General features: G+C 27.2%; 18 protein-coding genes and 1 tRNA gene. 4 read left to right on the top strand and 15 right to left on the bottom strand.

All coding sequences use genetic code 11. The features are described 5' to 3' along the window. Positions 1 to 459: 459 nt before the first annotated feature. On the bottom strand, positions 460 to 2106 hold the full coding sequence (groL, locus tag D9V72_RS00095) for a chaperonin GroEL (RefSeq protein ID WP_158354378.1): 1647 nt from the start codon (positions 2104 to 2106) through the stop codon (positions 460 to 462). Positions 2107 to 2154: 48 nt separating this feature from the next. Then, positions 2155 to 2445 carry a co-chaperone GroES gene (locus tag D9V72_RS00090; protein ID WP_158340371.1) on the bottom strand — a complete coding sequence of 97 codons (291 nt, stop codon included), beginning with the start codon at positions 2443 to 2445 and terminating at the stop codon, positions 2155 to 2157. A 259-nt stretch (positions 2446 to 2704) separates the two neighbouring features. Here D9V72_RS00090 and D9V72_RS00085 point away from each other — a divergent pair. Further along, positions 2705 to 2777, top strand: a tRNA-Phe gene (locus D9V72_RS00085). Positions 2778 to 2796: 19 nt separating this feature from the next. Here the strand turns inward: D9V72_RS00085 and mnmE are convergent. From mnmE to rpmH, 4 genes are all read right to left on the bottom strand, one after another. Then, complete coding sequence (gene mnmE / locus D9V72_RS00080) at positions 2797 to 4158, bottom strand: tRNA uridine-5-carboxymethylaminomethyl(34) synthesis GTPase MnmE (protein WP_158354376.1); 1362 nt, start codon at positions 4156 to 4158, stop codon at positions 2797 to 2799. Positions 4159 to 4221: 63 nt separating this feature from the next. Next, positions 4222 to 5820: a membrane protein insertase YidC gene (gene yidC / locus D9V72_RS00075; protein WP_158354374.1), complete on the bottom strand. Its 1599-nt coding sequence runs from the start codon at positions 5818 to 5820 to the stop codon at positions 4222 to 4224. Between the two features lie 192 nt (positions 5821 to 6012). Then, the gene (rnpA, locus tag D9V72_RS03210; protein ID WP_410051775.1) at positions 6013 to 6219 is read right to left on the bottom strand and encodes a ribonuclease P protein component; all 207 of its coding nucleotides are present in this window, start codon (positions 6217 to 6219) and stop codon (positions 6013 to 6015) included. Between the two features lie 152 nt (positions 6220 to 6371). Then, positions 6372 to 6515, bottom strand: coding sequence for a 50S ribosomal protein L34 (gene rpmH / locus D9V72_RS00065; protein WP_025368677.1), 144 nt, complete (start codon positions 6513 to 6515; stop codon positions 6372 to 6374). Positions 6516 to 6973: 458 nt separating this feature from the next. Between rpmH and dnaA the strand changes: the two genes are divergently transcribed. The 3 genes from dnaA (at position 6974) to gyrB (ending at position 11979) form a co-directional block, all read left to right on the top strand. Beyond that, the gene (dnaA, locus tag D9V72_RS00060) at positions 6974 to 8332 is read left to right on the top strand and encodes a chromosomal replication initiator protein DnaA (protein ID WP_158354372.1); all 1359 of its coding nucleotides are present in this window, start codon (positions 6974 to 6976) and stop codon (positions 8330 to 8332) included. A 6-nt stretch (positions 8333 to 8338) separates the two neighbouring features. Further along, positions 8339 to 9439 carry a DNA polymerase III subunit beta gene (dnaN, locus tag D9V72_RS00055; RefSeq protein WP_158354370.1) on the top strand — a complete coding sequence of 367 codons (1101 nt, stop codon included), beginning with the start codon at positions 8339 to 8341 and terminating at the stop codon, positions 9437 to 9439. Positions 9440 to 9567: 128 nt separating this feature from the next. Next, positions 9568 to 11979, top strand: coding sequence for a DNA topoisomerase (ATP-hydrolyzing) subunit B (gyrB, locus tag D9V72_RS00050; RefSeq protein ID WP_158354368.1), 2412 nt, complete (start codon positions 9568 to 9570; stop codon positions 11977 to 11979). A 77-nt stretch (positions 11980 to 12056) separates the two neighbouring features. Here the strand turns inward: gyrB and D9V72_RS00045 are convergent, their stop codons facing one another. From D9V72_RS00045 to mnmG, 9 genes are all read right to left on the bottom strand, one after another. Continuing rightward, complete coding sequence (locus D9V72_RS00045) at positions 12057 to 12473, bottom strand: F0F1 ATP synthase subunit epsilon (RefSeq protein WP_158354366.1); 417 nt, start codon at positions 12471 to 12473, stop codon at positions 12057 to 12059. Positions 12474 to 12499: 26 nt separating this feature from the next. Then, positions 12500 to 13897, bottom strand: a complete 1398-nt coding sequence (atpD, locus tag D9V72_RS00040) for a F0F1 ATP synthase subunit beta (RefSeq protein ID WP_158354364.1) — start codon at positions 13895 to 13897, stop codon at positions 12500 to 12502. Positions 13898 to 13919: 22 nt separating this feature from the next. Beyond that, positions 13920 to 14792 carry a F0F1 ATP synthase subunit gamma gene (gene atpG / locus D9V72_RS00035; RefSeq protein ID WP_158354362.1) on the bottom strand — a complete coding sequence of 291 codons (873 nt, stop codon included), beginning with the start codon at positions 14790 to 14792 and terminating at the stop codon, positions 13920 to 13922. Positions 14793 to 14826: 34 nt separating this feature from the next. Next, positions 14827 to 16365, bottom strand: coding sequence for a F0F1 ATP synthase subunit alpha (gene atpA, locus D9V72_RS00030; protein WP_158354360.1), 1539 nt, complete (start codon positions 16363 to 16365; stop codon positions 14827 to 14829). A gap of 14 nt (positions 16366 to 16379) precedes the next feature. Then, entirely contained in the window at positions 16380 to 16913 is a 534-nt protein-coding gene (locus D9V72_RS00025; protein ID WP_158354357.1) for a F0F1 ATP synthase subunit delta, read from the bottom strand. Then, a complete protein-coding gene (locus D9V72_RS00020; RefSeq protein ID WP_158354355.1) occupies positions 16913 to 17398 on the bottom strand; it encodes a F0F1 ATP synthase subunit B in 486 nt (161 codons plus the stop codon). The genes D9V72_RS00025 and D9V72_RS00020 overlap by 1 nt, the downstream gene beginning before the upstream one ends. Positions 17399 to 17517: 119 nt before the next feature. Further along, the gene (gene atpE / locus D9V72_RS00015) at positions 17518 to 17757 is read right to left on the bottom strand and encodes a F0F1 ATP synthase subunit C (protein WP_158354353.1); all 240 of its coding nucleotides are present in this window, start codon (positions 17755 to 17757) and stop codon (positions 17518 to 17520) included. A gap of 36 nt (positions 17758 to 17793) precedes the next feature. Next, complete coding sequence (gene atpB, locus D9V72_RS00010) at positions 17794 to 18618, bottom strand: F0F1 ATP synthase subunit A (RefSeq protein WP_158354351.1); 825 nt, start codon at positions 18616 to 18618, stop codon at positions 17794 to 17796. Positions 18619 to 18811: 193 nt separating this feature from the next. After that, entirely contained in the window at positions 18812 to 20698 is a 1887-nt protein-coding gene (gene mnmG, locus D9V72_RS00005) for a tRNA uridine-5-carboxymethylaminomethyl(34) synthesis enzyme MnmG (RefSeq protein ID WP_158354348.1), read from the bottom strand. Positions 20699 to 20877: the final 179 nt, after the last annotated feature.

Here is a 20877-nt window from a genome sequence, read left to right as displayed (position 1 = left end):
AAAGTAACATGAATATTATTAATTGTAAAAAAAATATATTATGAATGATAAATGTAATGTTTAAAATTTTTTTTTATATAAGAATAAAATAAATGAAATAAATATAGTGGAATATATACATAAAATCAAAAATTATATAAGACATTCTTTTAAATTAAAATTATACAATAAACAATATTATAAATTATAACAAAAACTAATACTAAAATTTTGAATCACAATGAAATGTATAATGAGAAAAAATAAATGGTCATTCAGATATTAATTAACTATATTTTAAAAAATATAAATTTGTGTTATAAATTAAATACAAATATCAAATTAAAATAACTTTTAATTATTCAATTAAAAATTTTTGTATTTAATAAAAGTAAAAAGCTTTCCTCAGAATGATTATTCTGAGGAAAGATGCTTTTAAATTGATTTAAACTGTTTTATTTAACAAAATAAATTTTTTTATTACATCATGCCGCCCATACCGCCCATTCCTCCTGCAGGAGAAGAATTGGCGTCAGAAGATTTATCTTCTTTTGGTAAATCGGTTACCATACATTCTGTTGTTATCATTAAACCAGCAACAGAAGCAGCATATTGTAAAGCAGAACGTGTAACTTTAGTAGGGTCTAATATACCAAAATCTATCATGTCACCATATTCATCCGTAGCAGCGTTGTAACCATAGTTACCTTTTCCATCTTTAACATTGTTAGTGACTACAGAAGGTTCTTCACCAGAATTAGAAACAATTTGACGTAAAGGAGCTTCCATTGCACGTAAGGCAACACGAATACCTACGTTTTGATCTTCATTTTGACCACGTAAATTAGATATTTTTCCTGCTACGCGTACTAATGCAACACCACCACCCGCAACTACGCCTTCTTCTACAGCTGCGCGAGTAGCATGTAAAGCGTCTTCAACACGAGCTTTCTTTTCTTTCATTTCTACTTCTGTAGCTGCACCTACTTTAAGTACTGCAACTCCTCCTGATAACTTAGCTAAACGCTCATTTAGTTTTTCTTTATCATAATCAGAAGTAGCTTCTTGAACTTCTTGACGAATTTGACTAATACGACTTTGAATAGAATGTTTTTCTCCTACACCACCAATTATGGTTGTAGTATCTTTACTAATAACAACGCGTTTTGCTTGTCCTAAATCTTCTAAAGTAGATTTTTCTATTTCCATCGCTAATTCTTCAGAAATAACAGAACCGCCAGTAAGAATTGAAATATCCTGTAACATTGCTTTCCGACGATCGCCAAATCCAGGAGCTTTTACTGCAGCTACTTTTACAATTCCTCTCATAGAATTCACTACTAATGTAGCTAAAGCTTCACCTTCTAGATCTTCTGAAATAATTAATAATGGTTTTCCTGATTTTGCAACAGATTCTAATATTGGTAACATTTCACGAACATTAGATATTTTTTTATCAGCCATTAAAATATATGGATTTTCTAATTCAACAATGCCTGTTTCTGGTTTATTAATAAAATATGGAGATAAATAACCTCGATCAAATTGCATACCTTTAACGACTTCGAGTTCATCCTGAAGACCAGTACCCTCTTCTACTGTAATTACTCCATCATTACCAACTTTTTCCATTGCTTCTGCAATTAAAGAACCAACTTTTTCATCTGCATTTGCAGATATAGTTCCAACTTGCGTAATTGCTTTAGAATCAGAACATGGTACAGATAAATTTTTTAACTCTTCTACAGCACTAATAACAGCTTTATCAATTCCACGTTTAAGATCCATTGGATTCATTCCAGCTGCTACTGCTTTTAAACCTTCGTTTACTATAGATTGTGCTAATAATGTTGCTGTTGTAGTACCGTCACCTGCTGCATCATTTGCTTTTGATGCAACTTCTTTTACCATTTGAGCTCCCATGTTTTCGAATTTATCTTCTAATTCAATTTCACGAGCCACTGATACACCATCTTTAGTAATACTAGGTGCTCCAAAAGATTTATCTAGAACAACATTCCTACCTTTTGGCCCTAAAGTTACTTTAACTGCATCTGCTAAAACATTAACTCCACGAAGCATTTTTATTCGGGCTTCATTTCCGAACTTCACATCTTTAGCGGCCATTTGACATTCCCTTAAATAAATTTTTCAATGGATATAGCATATAGTTTACTACTCAACAATTGCTAAAATGTCACTTTCAGTCAAAATTAATAATTCTTCATTATCAATTTTTTCAGTTTTTGCACCATAACCTTCATTAAAAATAACAGTATCACCAACTTTAACATCTAATGGCTTAATTTCTCCATTATCTAAAACACGACCTTTTCCTACAGCAGTCACTGTACCTCGAGTCGATTTTCCTGCGGCAGAACCTGTAAGTACAATACCGCCTGCAGATTTCAGTTCAACTTCTTGACGTTTAACAAGCACACGATCATGCAATGGACGAATTTTCATATGATAATGCTCCTGTGAATAATCTTCCTTAATTATTTTAAAAATTATTTTTAAATTTAATACGTTCTCTTATAAATATAGGGATCTTTATTAAAACTTTCAAGGGTAAAAATTATTTTTTTATTGTTTTATTTATTAAAATTTTTTTTTCAAAATTTAAAAATAAATTATTAATTAATATAAATAAAAAAATAATTATAGTTTTTTAATGATAAAAACATTGACAATCTTTTATATTTGATGATTTAATATAAAAAAAGCCCGGATAGCTCAGTCGGTAGAGCAGGGGACTGAAAATCCCCGTGTCGGTGGTTCAATTCCGCCTCCGGGCATATTATAATAAATTACATTTTATTTACCAATACAAAAGCTAGAAAAAATATCTTTTAATAAATCTTCAGAAGTAAACCGACCTGTTATTTCACCTAAAAATCTATTCATAATGTTTAAAGATTCTGCTAACAATTCAATATTTTTAGAAATTTTCCAATTATTTTCAGCGAATAAGAACTCATTATATGCTAAATCTAACTGTTTAATATGACGACGACGAGCAATAAAAACACTTTCTTTTTTTATATTTTTTTCAATTTTTGTGATATGTTCACGTAATATATTAATACCTTGACCTGTATGTGCTGATATACTTATAAATGAGAAACCATCTATATTTTTTATACCAAACTCATCTTGTACTAAGTCATTTTTATTTAAAATAAACGTTATTGGGATACTATCATCAAAAATATTTTTTTTGAATTCATCACATATTTCTTTTCTTTTTCGCTCATTCAATGTTTTATCAATAACAAAAAGAATATGATCAGATTTTCTAATTGCCTCCCAAGCACGCATAATTCCAATGTTTTCCACTTTATTTTTTGTATTTCTTAAACCAGCCGTATCAATTAATTCAAATACCACACCATTGATGCTAATATGCTCATAAAGAAGATCTCGTGTAGTTCCAGGTACATCAGTTACTATGGCTCTATCAGAATGCGATAAAATATTTAATAAACTTGATTTTCCTGAATTAGGAAGACCTGCAATTACTATTTTTTTTCCTTCTCTTAACAAACTCCCGTCTAAAATTATATGTTTTAATTTTGCAAACTTGTCATGTAATTTTCTGAATTTTACATCAATTATATTTTTAATATTAATATTAATTTCTTCTTCTGAAAAATCTATACTAGATTCTATATTAATACGCAATTTAATGATTAAATTTATTAGTTCTGTAATAAAAAAAGAAAAATTTCCTTGTAATGAATGTAATGAAGCTCGAATAGATAATTCTGTTTCCGAATTAATTAAATCATCTATAGACTCAGCTTGAATTAAATCCATTTTTCCGTTTAAAAAAGCACGCTCGGAAAATTCTCCGGGTTTAGCCATTCTGATATTTTTAATAGATAAAATTCTTTTTATTAATAAATCAATTATTACTGGACTACCATGTCCTTGTAATTCTAATACATCTTCACCTGTAAATGAAGAAGGAGCAGGAAACCACAAAGATATACCTTTATCTAATACTTTTCCCTTTTTGTCCAAAAAATTTGAATAAGTAGCAAATCTTGCTAGGGGCAATTTTCCTAAAATTTCTATAGCAACTGTCTTTGCTTGAACACCAGATATTCTTAATATTCCAACAGCACTCTTTCCAGGACATGTAACTTGAGCAACAATAGTTTCATTATAAATCATAAAATATTTTCTTCGTATAGATTCAAAATTAAAACACGTTTAAAAAATGATTATTTAAAAAATTTATCTATTTTTTTCTAATTTAGATAAGATGAACTTTTGTTGTATAATAGTAACTAAATTGCTGATTATATAATATAAAACTAATCCTGAAGGAAACCATAAAAAAAATACTGTAAAAATTACAGGCATAAAACTCATAATCTTTTTTTGAAATGGATCAGAAATGTGATTAGTAGACGATGTCTTTTGAATAAGAAACATTGTTAAACCCATTATAATAGGCAAAACATAATATGGATCCTGACTCGATAAATCATGAATCCATAATAAAAAAGGAGCATGACGTAATTCAACAGATCCTATAAGCATATAATAAAGAGATAAAAAAATTGGCATTTGAATAAAAATAGGTAAAAATCCACCCAAGGGATTTATTTTTTCTTTTTTATATAAAAGCATCATTTCTTGACTAATACGTTGTTTATCATTAGAAAATTTTTCTTTTATCTCTTTTATTTTGGGTTGTAATGCACGCATTTTTGCCATGGAAATATATTGTGCCTTCGTTAAAGGATAAGTTATAGCCCTCATAATAAAGGTAATTAAAATAATAGAAAAACCCCAATTCCCTACAATATTATATAACATAGTTAATAATTTAAACAATGGCTGAGATAAAAACCAAAGCCAACCATAATCAACTGTTAAATCTAAATTTGGTGCAACAGATTTCATTTCATTTTGTATTTCAGGACCAATCCATAGTTTTGACTTTATAATAGATCTGGTATTAGGTGAGATATTAATTGAAGGAGACTTATATCCAATTGCAGCAACATCATGATCTAGACTCGATGTATATATTGTATTTTGACCTAAATTTTGAGGAATCCAAGCAACTGCAAAATACTGTTGCAACATTGCAATCCATCCATTTTCAGTCATAATATGCAAGTTTTTATTATTAGAAATCATATCAAATTTATATTTTTCATATTTATTATCCATGCTTGAATAAGCAGCTCCACGAAAAGTTTGAAGAGCAAAATTACTACTATAAATATTGCGTTTTTTAGGTAGATTAATTGTTTGTTTTATCTGTCCAAACATATTTACTTTTAAATTTTTTTTACTTGAATTATAAATATCATATTCTATTTCCACATCATATCTGTCAGGTTTAAGAATAAAGGTTTTGATATAAATCACACCATTTTTGCTTACCCATTTTATAGGGACACGTAATTCTTTTGTATTATCTTCTAATGAAAAAAATTTTTTATTAGAAAAATATAATGGTCTATTATGATTTACTGAATTATCAGGACCATCTTTTCCAATGAGTCCACTTTGTGCCTGATAAATAAAATCAGATGTAGTTTCAAGTAATTTAAAAGGTTTAGATGAATGTAATTTATCTTTATATGCAAGTAAAGATGCTTCTTCTATGTCTCCACCATACATATTAACAACTAAACTAATTACATTATTTTTAATAAAAATTTGCTTTTCATTTTTTTTTGTATCAATAAAATGAAACATAGGAACTGTTTTTTCATTTGTTTTATTATTTAAAAATGATTGACTTTGCCATGCTTGCCAAAGTAAAAAAGAAACAAATAAAAAAGCAAAAATAAAAAAATTACGTTGTACTTCCATAATTAATATTCACTTTTATCTTTAATATTTAAAGGTGAATGATTTTATTCACCTATGTCTAAAGGATATTATTTTAATTAACATAGAATCATTAAAATGATATTGAAACTAAATAATAAACTTAAAATATACAGAATAAAAAATTTTATACTATATTTATATCTAAATAATTTCTATTGAATAAAAATTAAATTATCTGTAATAATTCGCCCACAAACTGTTCAGCATATCTATTATGTTCTTATTATTTAAATAAAGAATATTTTTTTTCGCTATTACTACAAAATCCATGCAAAGTAATTTGTATTGCATTAAACGGAAAGTTTCTCGAACTAATCGTTTAATTAAATTTCGATTATGAGCATATTTAATATTTTTTCGGGGAATGCTAAGACCCAATCTAGGATGTTCCAATAAATTCAAACGTCCTAAGATACTTATTTCTAAAGTATTTTTTTTTTAAAAGGTTTTCTAAAAACATCTTGAAAATTTATAGAATGAGATAATCGTAGTTTTTTTTTAAAGAAATGATTAAACACAATATTAACCTGCTATTTACTAGAAACAGTTAAACGAGTTCTTAATTTAGCACGTCTTCGTGATAAAATATAACGACCATTTTTTGTTGCCATACGAATTCTAAATCCATGTGAACGATTACGTTTTAATACTGATGGTTGAAAAGTTCGTTTCATTTTAATATTTACCTGGCTATTTTATATTAAATATAATTTATAAGATTAACTCTTACTAAGAGTAATTATTCTCAATGATATAGTCAATGAACTTTATTAAAATCATTGATTATAGAAAATAATTAATAATAATATTTACTCATTAAAATACGTTCAACATTGACCTATCTAAAAAAATATTTTTAATTTTGTATTCTGTTATGATAACTATATTTTATTTTATAAATATAATAGTAGATCTAAAAATCACTTCGTTAGATAAAAAAATATCTCAAAAATATATTATATCCTTTTCGTTATACTCACCAATCTTAGATTGTATAGCTTTTAATGTAAAAAAATATAATTTTATATAAAAATTTATATAAAATTAAAACGATATATATCACAGTAAAAATATAAAAAAACAATAACTTTCAAATTTTATTTTTATTAATTGTGTCCGCTTGGAGTCTACCGTGTCACTTTGTCTTTGGAAACAGTGTCTTGACCGGTTACAGAATGAGCTATCAACTACAGAGTTTAGTATGTGGATACGCTCTCTGAAGGCCAAACTAAACAATAACATTTTAGAAATATACGCCCCAAATAAATTTGTTTTAGATTGGGTAAAAGATAAATACTTAATTCACTTTAAAAAAATACTGCAAGATGTTTGCGGTTCTAATTCTCCATTAATAAAATTTGAAATATATCAAATTTATAAAGAAAAAAAACTAAAAAAAAATATTTCGAAAAATTCTTTTAATAAAAAACTAATCTGGTCTAAGATTCCAGCATGTAAAAATTTTCCTTATCGTTCTAATATTAATAAAAAACATAATTTTGAAAATTTTATAGAAGGAAAATCTAATCAACTAGCACGATCTGTAGCATTTCAAGCAGCAAAAAACCCTGGAAATTCTTACAACCCATTATTCTTATATGGTGCGACAGGATTAGGAAAAACTCATTTGCTACATGCTATAGGAAATGAAATTTTAGCATATAAATATGATATTAAAATCATTTTTATGAATTCCGAACGTTTTGTGCAAGACATGGTAAAAGCATTAAAAAACAATGCTATTGAAAAATTCAAATTATATTATCGTTCTGTTGATGCATTATTAATGGATGATATTCAATTTTTTGCGCATAAAGAACGTTCACAAGAAGAATTCTTTCATACATTTAATGCTTTATTAGAAGGTAATCAACAAATCATCTTAACTTCTGACCGTTATCCTAAAGAAATTAATGGAGTTGAAGATCGTCTTAAATCAAGATTTAGTTGGGGTCTTACTGTTGCTATAGATCCTCCAGAAATAGAAACAAGAGTCGCTATTCTTATAAAAAAAGCTGATGAAAATAATGTTTCATTATCTAATGAAGTAGCTTTCTTTATTGCTAAAAATTTACGTTCTAATGTACGAGAATTAGAAGGTGCTCTTAATCGAGTTATTGTTAACTCTCGTTTTACTCATCGTGCTATTACTGTAGATTTTGTTCGTGAGGCACTTCGAGATATACTAGCTCTACAAAAAAAACTGATTACTATTGATAATATTCAAAAAACAGTTGCAGAATATTATAAAATTAAAGTTACTGATCTATTATCGAAAAAACGTTCACGTTCAATAGCTCGTCCAAGACAAATGGCAATGGCAATGATAAAAAAATTAACTAATCATAGTTTACCTGAAATTGGAGATGCTTTTAGCGGTAGAGATCATACAACAGTACTACATGCATGTCGTAAAATCGAACAATTGCGAGAAGAAAGTAACGATATTAAAAAAGATTTTTTTAATTTAATCAGAACTCTATCAGTGTAATCATATATGAAATTTATTATAAAAAAAAATATTTTAATTAAACATTTACAAAAAATAAATCGTTTACTCATAAAAAATAATTCTTTTCCTATTTTAGAAAATATATTAATTAGTGTAAAGAATGGAATTTTATCATTAACAGCTACCAATTTAGAAATAGAATTAATTACTATTATTAAATTATCTACAGACTACATAGCAGGTACGACAACAATTTCAGGCCGAAAACTTTTAGATATTTGTCGAAATTCATTAGATTTATCAAACATACAAATGCAACTACATAAAAACAAAATGCATATTATTTCTGATAATAGTAATTATATATTAACTACTTTGCCTTCTGATAACTTTCCAAATACTCATGACTTTCATCATGTTACAGAGTTTTTTATATCTTCAAACGTTTTAAAAAAAATGATAGAAAAAACTCAATTTTCTATGGGTAAACAAGATGTACGATATTATCTTAATGGCATGTTATTAGAAATAATAGATAAATCACTTTATACAGTCGCTACAGATGGTTATCGTCTCGGAATTTCAAAAACTCTTCTAGAAGAAAATACAGTTCCTTTTTCAATAGTTATTCCAAGAAAGGGAATTATTGAATTATATAGATTATTAAACATTCAAACACAACTAATACGCATTTTAGTTGGAAAAAATAACATTAGAATATATATAGAAGATCTTATTTTTACTGCACAATTAATTGAAGGACAATATCCTGATTATAAGAGTGTTTTGCTTCAAAAAAAAAATAATTGTATTACCTTTAATTCTAAATTATTGAAACAATCATTATTACGTGCTGCTATTTTATCACATGAAAAATTTTGTGGAGTAGAAATTCATATCAGAAATGGTCAATTTAAAGTATTATCTGACAATCAAGAAGAAGAAATAGCAGAAGATACGTTCAATATAAACTATACTGGAAAAGAAATAGAAATATCAATTAATGTTTATTATATACTAGAAATATTGAATTCTATTACTAGTGAAAATATTATTTTATTTTTAAATAATTCCAATAATTCAATACAAATAGAAGCAGAAGATGATGATTCAACATTATATGTTGTAATGTTATTAAAACGTTAAGTATTGTATATATTACATATCAAATATAAAAAAATGATTCAGAATAATATCAATATCATTTCTTTTTTTTATTAATATAAAATTAATAATTGATTATTATTTTGATCAAAAAGATTATAGGAAAAATTATGAAGAATACATATAACTCCTCTAATATTAAAATTTTAAGAGGATTAGATGCTGTTCGTAAAAGACCAGGCATGTATATTGGAGACACAGATGATGGTAGCGGATTACATCATATGGTTTTTGAAATAGTCGACAATTCTATAGATGAAGCGTTATCAGGTTATTGCAAAGAAATAATAGTAACTATTCATTCAGATAATTCAGTTTCTGTAAAAGATAATGGTAGAGGTATACCTACAGATATTCATCCTGAAGAAAATATTTCAGCTGCAGAAGTAATCATGACAGTCTTACATTCAGGTGGAAAATTTGATAATTCCTCATATCAAATATCAGGAGGATTACATGGTGTAGGAATATCGGTTGTTAACGCTTTGTCAGAAAAATTAGAATTGATAATTTATAAAAATAAAAAAAAATATCAACAAATATATAGAAATGGCAAACCAGAAAATCCTCTTTCTGTTATTGGAGTAACTGATATAACAGGCACATATATAAGATTCTGGCCAAGTTATAAAACCTTTACTAATAATATTAAATTTCAATATGAAATTCTATCTAAACGTTTACGCGAGCTATCTTTTCTTAATTCAAATATTGCTATTTATTTAGAAGATAAAAGAACTAATATTAAAAATTGCTACCACTATAAAGGAGGTATTAAAGCATTTATTAAATTCTTAAATAAAAAAAAAATACCTATTCACTCACACATATTCTATTTTCAAGCTACAAAAGATCAAATAGAGCTGGAAATTGCTATGCAATGGAGCAATTCTCATCAAGAAAATATATTGTGTTTTACAAACAACATACCCCAAAAAGATGGTGGAACGCATTTAGCTGGTTTTCGTTCTGGTATGACACGAACATTAAATCTTCATATAGAAAGAGAAGGATATAATAAAAAAAATAAAACTACTATAATAGGTGAAGATGTACGCGAAGGATTAACAGCTATTATATCGATCAAAATACCTGATCCGAAATTTTCATCTCAAACTAAAGATAAGTTAGTCTCTTCTGAAGCAAGATCAATTATAGAATCATTAATCAATGAAAATCTGATTGAATATCTTTTAGAAAATCCTTCTGATTCAAAATCTATTATTCAAAAAATTATTAATACTGCTAAAATTAGAGATGCAGCACGACGAGCTAGAGAAATCAATAAAAGAAAAAACATATTAGATCTAGGTGCTTTACCTGGCAAATTATCTGACTGTCAAGAAAACGATCCTAAATTTTCTGAAATTTATTTAGTAGAAGGCGATTCAGCAGGTGGATCCGCTAAACAAGGAAGAAATAGAAAAAATCAAGCTATTCTTCCTCTTAAAGGGAAAATATTAAATGTTGAAAAAGCAAAATTCGATAAAATGATTCTTTCTCAAGAAGTCGCTTCTCTTATCACTGCATTAGGATGCGGAATTGGTAAAAATGAATACAATATAGATAAATTAAGGTATCACTATATTATTATAATGACTGATGCTGATGTAGATGGTGCACATATCCGTACACTTCTCTTAACTTTTTTTTATCGTCAATTACCTGAATTGATTGAAAAAGGATATATTTACATTGCACAACCTCCATTATATAAATTAAAAAAAGGAAAAAAAGAAAAATACATCAAAAACGACACTGAGATGAACAAATATCAAATTAAAAATGCTTTAAAAGATCTTGTCTTAAAAAGTAAAAACAATTCTGATATTAATGAAAATCTAAAAAAATTTAAAAAAATCATATCCGAATATCATTTTATGCAAATTTTTATGGAAAAAAGTAAACATTATTTTCCAAAATTAGTTTTTAACGAACTCATTTATCATACTCATTTATCTAATTTAAAAGACATCAAAATAGTAGAAGAATGGATAAGAAAACTAGCAGAAAATTTGAATAAAAATGATAAAAGTAATAATTATTATTCAACAGAAATTAAAAAAAATCATGATCAAAATATATTTGAACCTACTATAAAAATATCTAGATATGCATACCGTAAAAAATATGAATTTAAAGAAGCATTTTTAAAGAGCAAAGAATATTTATTAATTACTAATTTAGGCGAGAAATTTAAAAAATATTTTTCCAATGAAGTTTTAGTAGAAAAATCGGGACATTGCTATAAAATAGATAATATAAAAAATACCTTGGAGTGGTTAATCAAACAATCTAAACGCGGTGTATTTATACAAAGATATAAAGGATTAGGAGAAATGAATCCAGAACAATTATGGAATACAACAATGAATCCTGAAACTAGAAATATGCTTCAGGTAACTTTTAAGGATGCAGTTTCTGCTAATAATTTATTTAACACTCTTATGGGAGATTCAGTAGAACCTAGAAGAAAATTTATAGAAAAAAACGCTTTAAAAGCAGGAAATATTGATGTTTAAAAATATTTTAAATATTTAAAAAATAAATTTTTCAAAATATTTGCGGCAGGAAAACACCAGCCGCGAAAGATTGTTTTTCATTTCAATTTATCCATCATTTCCAGTACTCTTAATTTTGCAATTTCTTTAGAAATTTGCAATAAAGTATCATCTCTATTAATTTTTATATCTTTGTTTTTAATATACTTTTCAGCATTTTTCTTTGTTTTTAAAATACGGTTGCGGTCTAAATCAACACCATGAATAACAACATCTGCTAAAATAGATACAATAGAAGGTTGAACTTCTAATATACCTCCTGATATATAAAGACATTCTTCTTTTTTATCTAATTTATGAGAAATATATACTATTCCAGGTTTAATTATACTTAATAATTGAGTGTGTCCTGGATAAATTCCGAGTTCTCCCTCACTTCCAGAAACTCGTATTTTTTTTACAATACCAGAAAATATACGTTTTTTTACGCTCACTATATCTAAATAAAAATCCATAAAACATCCTATTTTTATTTTAAAAATTACATTTTTTTTGCTTTTTCTACCACTTCCTCAATAGAACCTACCATATAAAATGCTTGTTCTGGTAAAGAATCAAATTCACCTTCTATAATCCCCTTAAAAGCACGAATATTATCTTTCAGTGAAACATATTTACCTGGAGAACCAGTAAAGACTTCTGCAACAAAAAACGGCTGAGATAAAAATTTCTGTATTTTTCGTGCTCGTGATACTAATAATTTATCTTTTTCTGCAAGCTCATCCATACCTAAAATCGCAATAATATCTTTTAATTCTTGATACCTTTGCAATATTGACTGTACGCCTAATGCGGTTTCATAATGTTCGTCTCCTACAATATAAGGATCTAGTTGACGACTTGTTGAATTCAATGGATCAATAGCAGGATAAATTCCCAATGATGCTATTTGACGACTCAATGTAACTGTAGAATCTAAATGTGCAAATGTTGTTGCTGGCGAAGGATCTGTTAAATCATCAGCAGGAACATATACAGCTTGAACAGAAGTGATTGAACCTTTTTTTGTAGATGTAATTCTTTCTTGAAGAAGACCCATTTCTTCCGCTAAAGTGGGTTGATAACCTACTGCAGATGGCATACGACCAAGTAAGGCAGAAACTTCTGTACCTGCTAATGTATAACGATATATATTATCAATAAATAATAAGACATCTTTTCCTTCATCACGAAATTTTTCTGCAATAGTAAGACCTGTAAAAGCAACTCGTAATCTATTCCCTGGTGGTTCATTCATTTGTCCATACACAAGAGAAACTTTATCTAAAACTTTAGAATCATTCATTTCATGATAAAAATCATTTCCTTCTCGAGTTCTTTCACCCACTCCTGTAAAAACTGAATAACCAGAATGTTCTACAGCAATATTCCGAATTAGTTCCATCATATTAACTGTTTTTCCTACACCTGCCCCTCCAAATAAACCAACTTTTCCACCTTTTGAAAAAGGGCAAATCAAATCAATAACTTTTATTCCAGTTTCTAATATTTCTCTAGAACTAGCTTGTTCTTTATAAATTGGAGGTGAACGATGAATTTCCCAATATTCAATTTTAGAAACATCTTTATTTTTTAATACTCCTTTATTATCTATTGTTTCACCTAATACGTTGATTATACGTCCTAGTGTTGCTTCTCCTACAGGAACTTTTATGTAGTGTCCAAGATCAGTAACAACTAAACCTCTTTTTAAACCATTAGAAGAACCCATAGCAATAGTGCGCACAACACCTGCACCTAATTGTTGTTGTACTTCTAAAATTAGTTTATATTGCTTATTTTTAACTTCTAAGGCGTTATATATTTTCGGCACTGAATCTTGATTAAATTCTACATCGACTACAGCACCAATAATTTGGATAATTTTTCCAGTAGCCATTATTTTAAAACCTCTACTAATTTTAATCCATTGAAACTGCTGATGCACCCGAAACAATTTCAGTTAATTCTTGAGTAATATTAGCCTGACGAACTTTATTGTAGACTAACTGTAATTCTTGAATACGATTACCACTATTATCTGAAGCTGTTTTCATGGCAATCATACGAGCAGCTTGTTCACTTGCTATATTTTCTAAAATACTTTGATATACTTGAGATTCCACATATCGCTTAAATAATACATCTAAAATTAATTTTGACTCCGGTTCGTATAAATAATCCCAACTATTACTTCTTATATGATCAATATTTTTTTGAGAAAATGGCAATAACTGCGTAACTCTAGGATGCTGTAACATTTTATTCTGAAATTTATTATAAGCAATAAAAATTTTATCAATACGTTTATGTTCATATGCTTTTAATATAATTTCAACAGAATTAATTAATTCTTCTAATTGAGGATTTTCTCCTAAATTAGCCACTTTTGCAAGAATATTGCTTTTAAATAGTTTAAATACAGACAAACTTTTTAAACCAAATAATATTAAATCACATGGAATATTTATTTTAGTAAATTCTTGAATTTTAAATAGTACTTGTTTAAAAAGATTAGTATTCAAACTTCCGCACAATCCCCTATCAGTAGATATTACAATTATGCCGATACGTTTAATTTTTCTTTTTTCTAAATAACAATGTTTATATTCTAAACTCCCTTGTGTAACATGATCAATAACTCTTTTAATAATATCAGAATATGGTCGACCAAATTTCATTCTTTCTTCAGTTTTCCTCATTTTAGAAACTGCAACCATTTCCATCGCTTTAGTAATTTTTTTCGTATTAATAACACTAATAATTTGATTTCTTATTTCTTTTGTACTAGTCACTATTTTCTCTTTTTAACTTATTAATTATATTTTTTTAAAATTTGTCTTTTTTAAAATTAGTAATTAATTTTATAAATTCTTTTTCTATAGAAATGTTAAAATCGCCTGTTTTATTAATTCTTTTTATTAAATCAGAATAATGGTTTCTAGCATATATCAATATTTCTCTTTCAAATCTAATTATTTGGTCTATAGAAATATCATCAAGAAAATTATTTTCTGCAACAAATAGTATCAAACCTTGTTCAGCTATAGAAATAGGTGAATACTGTTTTTGTTTTAATAATTCCGTAATCTTCTGACCATAATCTAATTGTTTTCTAGTCGCATCATCTAAATCAGATGCAAATTGTGAAAATGCTGCAAGTTCTTGATATTGTGCTAATGCTGTACGAATCCCAGAAGATAATTTTTTAATTATGATACTTTGTGCAGAACTTCCTACCCGAGAAACTGATATACCAGGATTTACAGCTGGACGAATACCTGAATTAAACAAATTTGATTCTAAAAAAATTTGACCATCAGTAATAGAAATTACATTAGTAGGAACAAAAGCAGAAACGTCTCCAGATTGTGTTTCAATAATAGGTAAAGCTGTAATTGAACCTGTTTTTCCAACAATTTTATTTTTAGTTATCTTTTGAACATATTCTACAGAAATCCGAGATGCTCTTTCTAATAAACGAGAATGAAGATAAAATATATCTCCTGGAAATGCTTCTCTACCAGGTGGCCTACGCAATAATAAAGAAATTTGACGATAAGCTATTGCATGTTTTGAAAGATCGTCATAAACAATTAAAGCATCTTCCCCTCGATTTCGAAAAAATTCTGCCATTGCACAACCAGAATATGGAGCTAAATATTGTAAGGATGCTGCTTCTGCAGCAGAAGCTACTACTATAATTGTATTAAATAAAGAATCATTTTCTTCTAATTTTTTCACTACATTAATAATAGTAGAAAGTTTTTGTCCAATAGCAACATAAACACATTTAATACCTGACTTTTTCTGATTAATGATTGTATCTATTGCAAGTGCTGTTTTTCCTGTTTGTCTATCACCAATAATCAGCTCACGTTGTCCACGACCAATAGGAATCATTGCGTCAATAACTTTATAACCTGTTTGTATTGGCTCATTAATCGACTGTCGATCAATTACGCCTGGTGCATCTGCTTCTACTGGAAAATAACAATCATTTTTTATAGCATTTTTCCCATCAATAGGAATGCCTAATGCATTTACTACTCGACCTAAGAAATTATAACCGACTGGGACTTCTAGTATTTTCCCTGTGCACTGTACTTTAGTTCCTTCAGTAATATGAGTATAAGGTCCCATGACGACAGCACCGATTGTATCTCTTTCTATATTTAAAGCAATCGCATATTCATTGTTAGGCAATAAAATCATTTCTCCTAACATGACATCAGAAAGACCATTTATTCTTAAAATACCATCACTTACAGAAATAATAGAACCTTCAGTATAAGATTGATTAAAAACTTCAAATTGAGCTATTCTTTCTTTAATTAACTTACTAATTTCTGTGGAATTTAATCTCATTTATTATTTTTCTCTTAAAAATTCAAAGCATCAGATAATTGTTTAAGATGGTTTTGACCAGATAAATCAAAAACAGTATCATCTACTTTGATAATCATACCATCAAGTATATCAGGTTCCACTTTACATATTAATTTAGCTTTTCTTAAAAAGAACTGTTCTAATATTTTTTTTATTTTAATAATCTGTTTTTCTTTTAAAAAAAATGCTGATCTTAACTCAATAATTATAACTTTTTTATAACACGCTTCTAATTTTAGAAATTGTTCGAGTATATTATTTAATATTTTAAGACGTTGATTTTCAGCTAATAATTTTATTAAATTTCTTGCATTTTTATTAATCACATCGCTACTAATTGTAATAAATATTAATGACAAATATTGAGGTGAAAGCGAACCTGATAAAAAATTTCTAACTTTTTTATAAGAAGCAATCATTTTAATAAAAATCAAAATATTTTTCCATTCTTCAATTTTATTATTTTCTATAGCAGTTTCAAAAATTGCTTGAGCGTAAGGTCTAGAAACAGTATCTATTGCTGACATTAATTTTTCACCTGTGATAAAGAAACAATTAATTGATCTAATAAATTTTGATTATCATCTTTGGAAATATTTTTTTTAATAATTTTTTCTGCTATGGCAAGAGATAAATCTACTACTTCTTTATGTAAATTTTTACGTGCATGCATAGTAGAAATTTCGATTTCTGACTGAGCATTTAAAAGAATCTTTTTAGTTTCTTCTAAAGCTTTTTTTCTTGCTTCCTCTAAAATTAACGTTTTTTGTTTATTTGCTTCATTCAAAATATTTGATGCTTTTTGTTTAGCCTCAATAATATCTTGCTGTATTTTTTTTTCAAGAACACATAATTCATCCTGAGCTTTTTTTGAATTAATCAATGATTCTTCAATTTCTTTTTGTCTAGTTTCGATAGTTAAAATAATAGGAGGCCAAATATATTTCATACAAAACCAGACAAATAAAACAAATGAAATAGCTTGTCCAAGAATTGTCGCATTAAGATTCACAATAATGCACCTTTTATATCAAAATAAAAATTAATCTTTACGTCATCTAAAAAACGTAAAGATTTTATTATAGTAATCTAATATAATATATTTTTTAAAAAGAAAATCACAATAAAAAATTATGAAACAGCAAAAAGCATATATAAACCTAACCCTACAGCGATCATGGGAATAGCATCAACTAATCCCATAACAACAAAAAACTGTGTTCTTAATAATGGAACTAAATCAGGTTGTCTAGCAGCTCCTTCTAAAAATTTACTACCTAAAATTCCAATGCCGATTGCTGCTCCAATTGATGCTAATCCAACCATTATAGCTACTGCTATATAAAGCATGTCAACATTTAAATTTTCCATTAGAAACTCCGGTTTTTAATAAAATCACGATAGATCTTAATCTCGATGAGATTGAGAAGCCATTGATAAATATACAATAGTTAATACCATGAAAATAAAAGCCTGCAGTGAAATTATTAAAATATGAAAAATAGCCCATGGTACATTTAAAAAACATTGCGACCACCATGGAAGTAAACCTGCAATTAAAATAAAAATCATTTCACCTGCGTACATGTTTCCAAACAATCGTAATCCTAAAGAAATCGGTTTAGAAAGCAATGATACAAATTCTAATATAAAATTAAAAATAAAAAATACAGGATGGTTAAAAGGTTGCAAAGTAAGTTCTTTTAAAAAACCCATACATCCTTTTATTTTAATAGTATAAAATAAAATTAAAATAAAAACCCCAAGTGACATTGACAATGTAATATTAATATCAGCAGAAGGTACAATTCGAATAGCTGGTAAATCAAACGCTTTTGCAGAAATAAATGGAATAAAATCAATTGGTACTAAATCCATTAAATTCATTAAAAGAACCCAAACAAATACTGTTAATGATAAAGGTGCAATAAGAGAATTTTTACCTTGATACATGCTTTTTACATTTGAATTTACAAATTCAAAAATTAATTCAATTGCAGTTTGTAATTTATTTGGTACACCTTTAGTGATTTTTTTTCCTACTATATAAAAAATACTTAAAAAAAAACTACCAAGAACAAGAGAAAAAATCATTGAATCAATATTTAAAGTCCAATAATGAGAAGAAGAAGCACCTGGTTTAACAATTTGAAAATAACGCAAATCTATCTGTAAATGATTTAAATGATGACTAATATATTTTTGAGGATCAGATATCTTTTCTAAAATCATAGTGTTCTCTCATCTTTTTATAATTTTAAAAAAAATTATACAATAACAAAAATAAATTCAGCAAATGATTACTATTTCAGGATTTGAATAGATTTGAAAAATTATTATGTATTTTAAATTACTTAAAATCAAATTTTAATTTTTAAAACTTACAATAAAATTGATTAAAAAATACACATCAAATAATTATATACTATAAAATTTTTTTATAAGATTCTTTTTTTAAATAAATTAATAAAATCGATATAGCAGCTGGTGTAATACCTGAAATTCTTGATGCTTGACCAATAGAAATAGGTTTATAATCATTTAATTTTTTAACCACCTCAGAAGATAAACCCTTTATTTTATTATAATCACAAGTAGGTGGCAAGAAAGTATTTTCATTTTTTAAATGTCGTTCAATTTCCTCTGATTGTCGCTTAATATAACCAGCATATTTAATTTCATTTTCTATCTGTTCTACAGCTTCTAAATCAGAAATACCTCTTTCAAATATTTTTAAATTCTGTAAATTACTATATGTAACTTCCGGTCGTTTTAACAATTCAACTATACTTGTTTCTTTAATTAAATTAATATTACATACTTGATTTAAAGTATCAGCATCAGAAGATAAAGGACATATTTTCATCTTTTTTAAACGATTCATTTCTGTTTTAATATTTAATAATTTTTCATTATAACGTATCCATCTCAAATCGTTTATTAAACCAAATTTATGACCAATTTCAGTTAAACGTAAATCTGCATTATCTTCTCTTAACGTTAAGCGATATTCCGCACGTGAGGTAAACATTCGATATGGTTCTTTCGTTCCTTGAGTTGTAAGATCATCTATCAAAACGCCTAAATAAGCTTGATCACGTCTAGGGAACCAACCTTGAGAATTCATAGAATTTAATGCTGCATTTAAACCTGCTAATAATCCTTGTGAAGCCGCTTCTTCATAACCAGTAGTACCATTAATTTGACCGGCAAAAAATAATCCTTTAATTAATTTGCTTTCCAAAGTTAAATTCAAATCTTTTGGATCAAAAAAATCATATTCAATAGCATATCCCGGACTTATAATTTCAGATCTTTCCAAACCTTTTATAGAATTCACTATTTTTTTTTGAATTTCTAATGGAAGACTAGTTGAAATACCATTAGGATATATTTTAATACTAGATAATCCTTCAGGTTCTAAAAATATTTGATGTGATTTTCTATCAGGAAAACGTACAACTTTATCTTCAATAGAAGGGCAATAACGAGGTCCTAAACCCTTCAAAAAACCTTTATATATTGGACTCTTATCTAAATTTTTACGTATTATGTCATGTGTCTTTTCATTAGTATGGGTAAGATAACATGGTATCTGTTTAGGATGATGTGAAGGATCTCCCATAAATGAAAAAACTGGAACAGGAACATCACCGTGTTGAATAAATAAATCATCAAAATTAATACTATTAAGATCTATTCGAGGTGGTGTTCCAGTCTTTAATCGATTGACTTGTAAAGATAATTCTCTCAAACGAATAGATAAATCTATAGAAGATTTTTCCCCCATTCTACCAGCAGAATAACTATTTAATCCTATATGTATTTTACCACCTAAAAAAGTACCTGTTGCCAATACGACTGATCTTGAATAAAAATTAATTTCATTTTGTGTTAATACACCAACAACAGTATAATTTTTGAAAATTAAATCTTTAACTTCTTCTTCCAAAATCAATAAATTATTTTGTTTTTTTAATATTCTTTTTACAGTTTGATGATACAAGAATCTATCGGCTTGAGCCCTAGTTGATCTTACAGCAGGACCTTTACTAGAATTTAAAATTCTAAATTGAATACCTGAATAATCAATAGCTTCAGCCATTACCCCACCTAATGCATCTATTTCTTTTACTAAATGACTTTTTCCTATTCCACCAATGGCTGGATTACATGATAATACACCTAAATCCGTAATTTTTTGAGTTAACAATAATGTTTTACAACCCATTCTCGCTGCAGCCATCGCAGCCTCAGTACCGGCATGTCCTGCCCCAATAACAATCACATCAAAATTTTTTAAATTCAACATATAAAAAACCTTTTTAAGTTTAAAGATATTTAAACAGTATTCATATTTTATTTAAGATAACACATGTTAATCTTAAAAATAAGATCTTAAAAGAAAGATCTTTTTTCTTTTCTTTAAGATTTAAATTCAAAAGATAAAAAAAAGAGTATTAATTATTATTATTATTAGCAAAGACAAAA

Origin of the sequence: Buchnera aphidicola (Macrosiphum gaurae), assembly GCF_005080965.1 — a bacterium.
In the GTDB taxonomy this organism is placed as follows: domain Bacteria; phylum Pseudomonadota; class Gammaproteobacteria; order Enterobacterales; family Enterobacteriaceae; genus Buchnera; species Buchnera aphidicola_S.
The sequence above is the reverse complement of the archived record's forward strand: the minus strand, read 5'-3'. Positions and strand labels throughout refer to the sequence as shown.

Excerpts from the sequence above, each read along its gene's own strand:
- dnaN (WP_158354370.1), top strand. The coding sequence starts at position 8,339 with ATGAAATTTATTATAAAAAAAAATATTTTAATTAAACATTTACAAAAA.
- yidC (WP_158354374.1), bottom strand. The coding sequence starts at position 5,820 with ATGGAAGTACAACGTAATTTTTTTATTTTTGCTTTTTTATTTGTTTCT.
- mnmG (WP_158354348.1), bottom strand. The coding sequence starts at position 20,698 with ATGTTGAATTTAAAAAATTTTGATGTGATTGTTATTGGGGCAGGACAT.
- atpA (WP_158354360.1), bottom strand. The coding sequence starts at position 16,365 with ATGAGATTAAATTCCACAGAAATTAGTAAGTTAATTAAAGAAAGAATA.
- D9V72_RS00025 (WP_158354357.1), bottom strand. The coding sequence starts at position 16,913 with ATGTCAGCAATAGATACTGTTTCTAGACCTTACGCTCAAGCAATTTTT.
- mnmE (WP_158354376.1), bottom strand. The coding sequence starts at position 4,158 with ATGATTTATAATGAAACTATTGTTGCTCAAGTTACATGTCCTGGAAAG.
- atpB (WP_158354351.1), bottom strand. The coding sequence starts at position 18,618 with ATGATTTTAGAAAAGATATCTGATCCTCAAAAATATATTAGTCATCAT.
- groL (WP_158354378.1), bottom strand. The coding sequence starts at position 2,106 with ATGGCCGCTAAAGATGTGAAGTTCGGAAATGAAGCCCGAATAAAAATG.
- gyrB (WP_158354368.1), top strand. The coding sequence starts at position 9,568 with ATGAAGAATACATATAACTCCTCTAATATTAAAATTTTAAGAGGATTA.
- D9V72_RS00045 (WP_158354366.1), bottom strand. The coding sequence starts at position 12,473 with ATGGATTTTTATTTAGATATAGTGAGCGTAAAAAAACGTATATTTTCT.
- atpE (WP_158354353.1), bottom strand. The coding sequence starts at position 17,757 with ATGGAAAATTTAAATGTTGACATGCTTTATATAGCAGTAGCTATAATG.
- rpmH (WP_025368677.1), bottom strand. The coding sequence starts at position 6,515 with ATGAAACGAACTTTTCAACCATCAGTATTAAAACGTAATCGTTCACAT.
- atpD (WP_158354364.1), bottom strand. The coding sequence starts at position 13,897 with ATGGCTACTGGAAAAATTATCCAAATTATTGGTGCTGTAGTCGATGTA.
- D9V72_RS00090 (WP_158340371.1), bottom strand. The coding sequence starts at position 2,445 with ATGAAAATTCGTCCATTGCATGATCGTGTGCTTGTTAAACGTCAAGAA.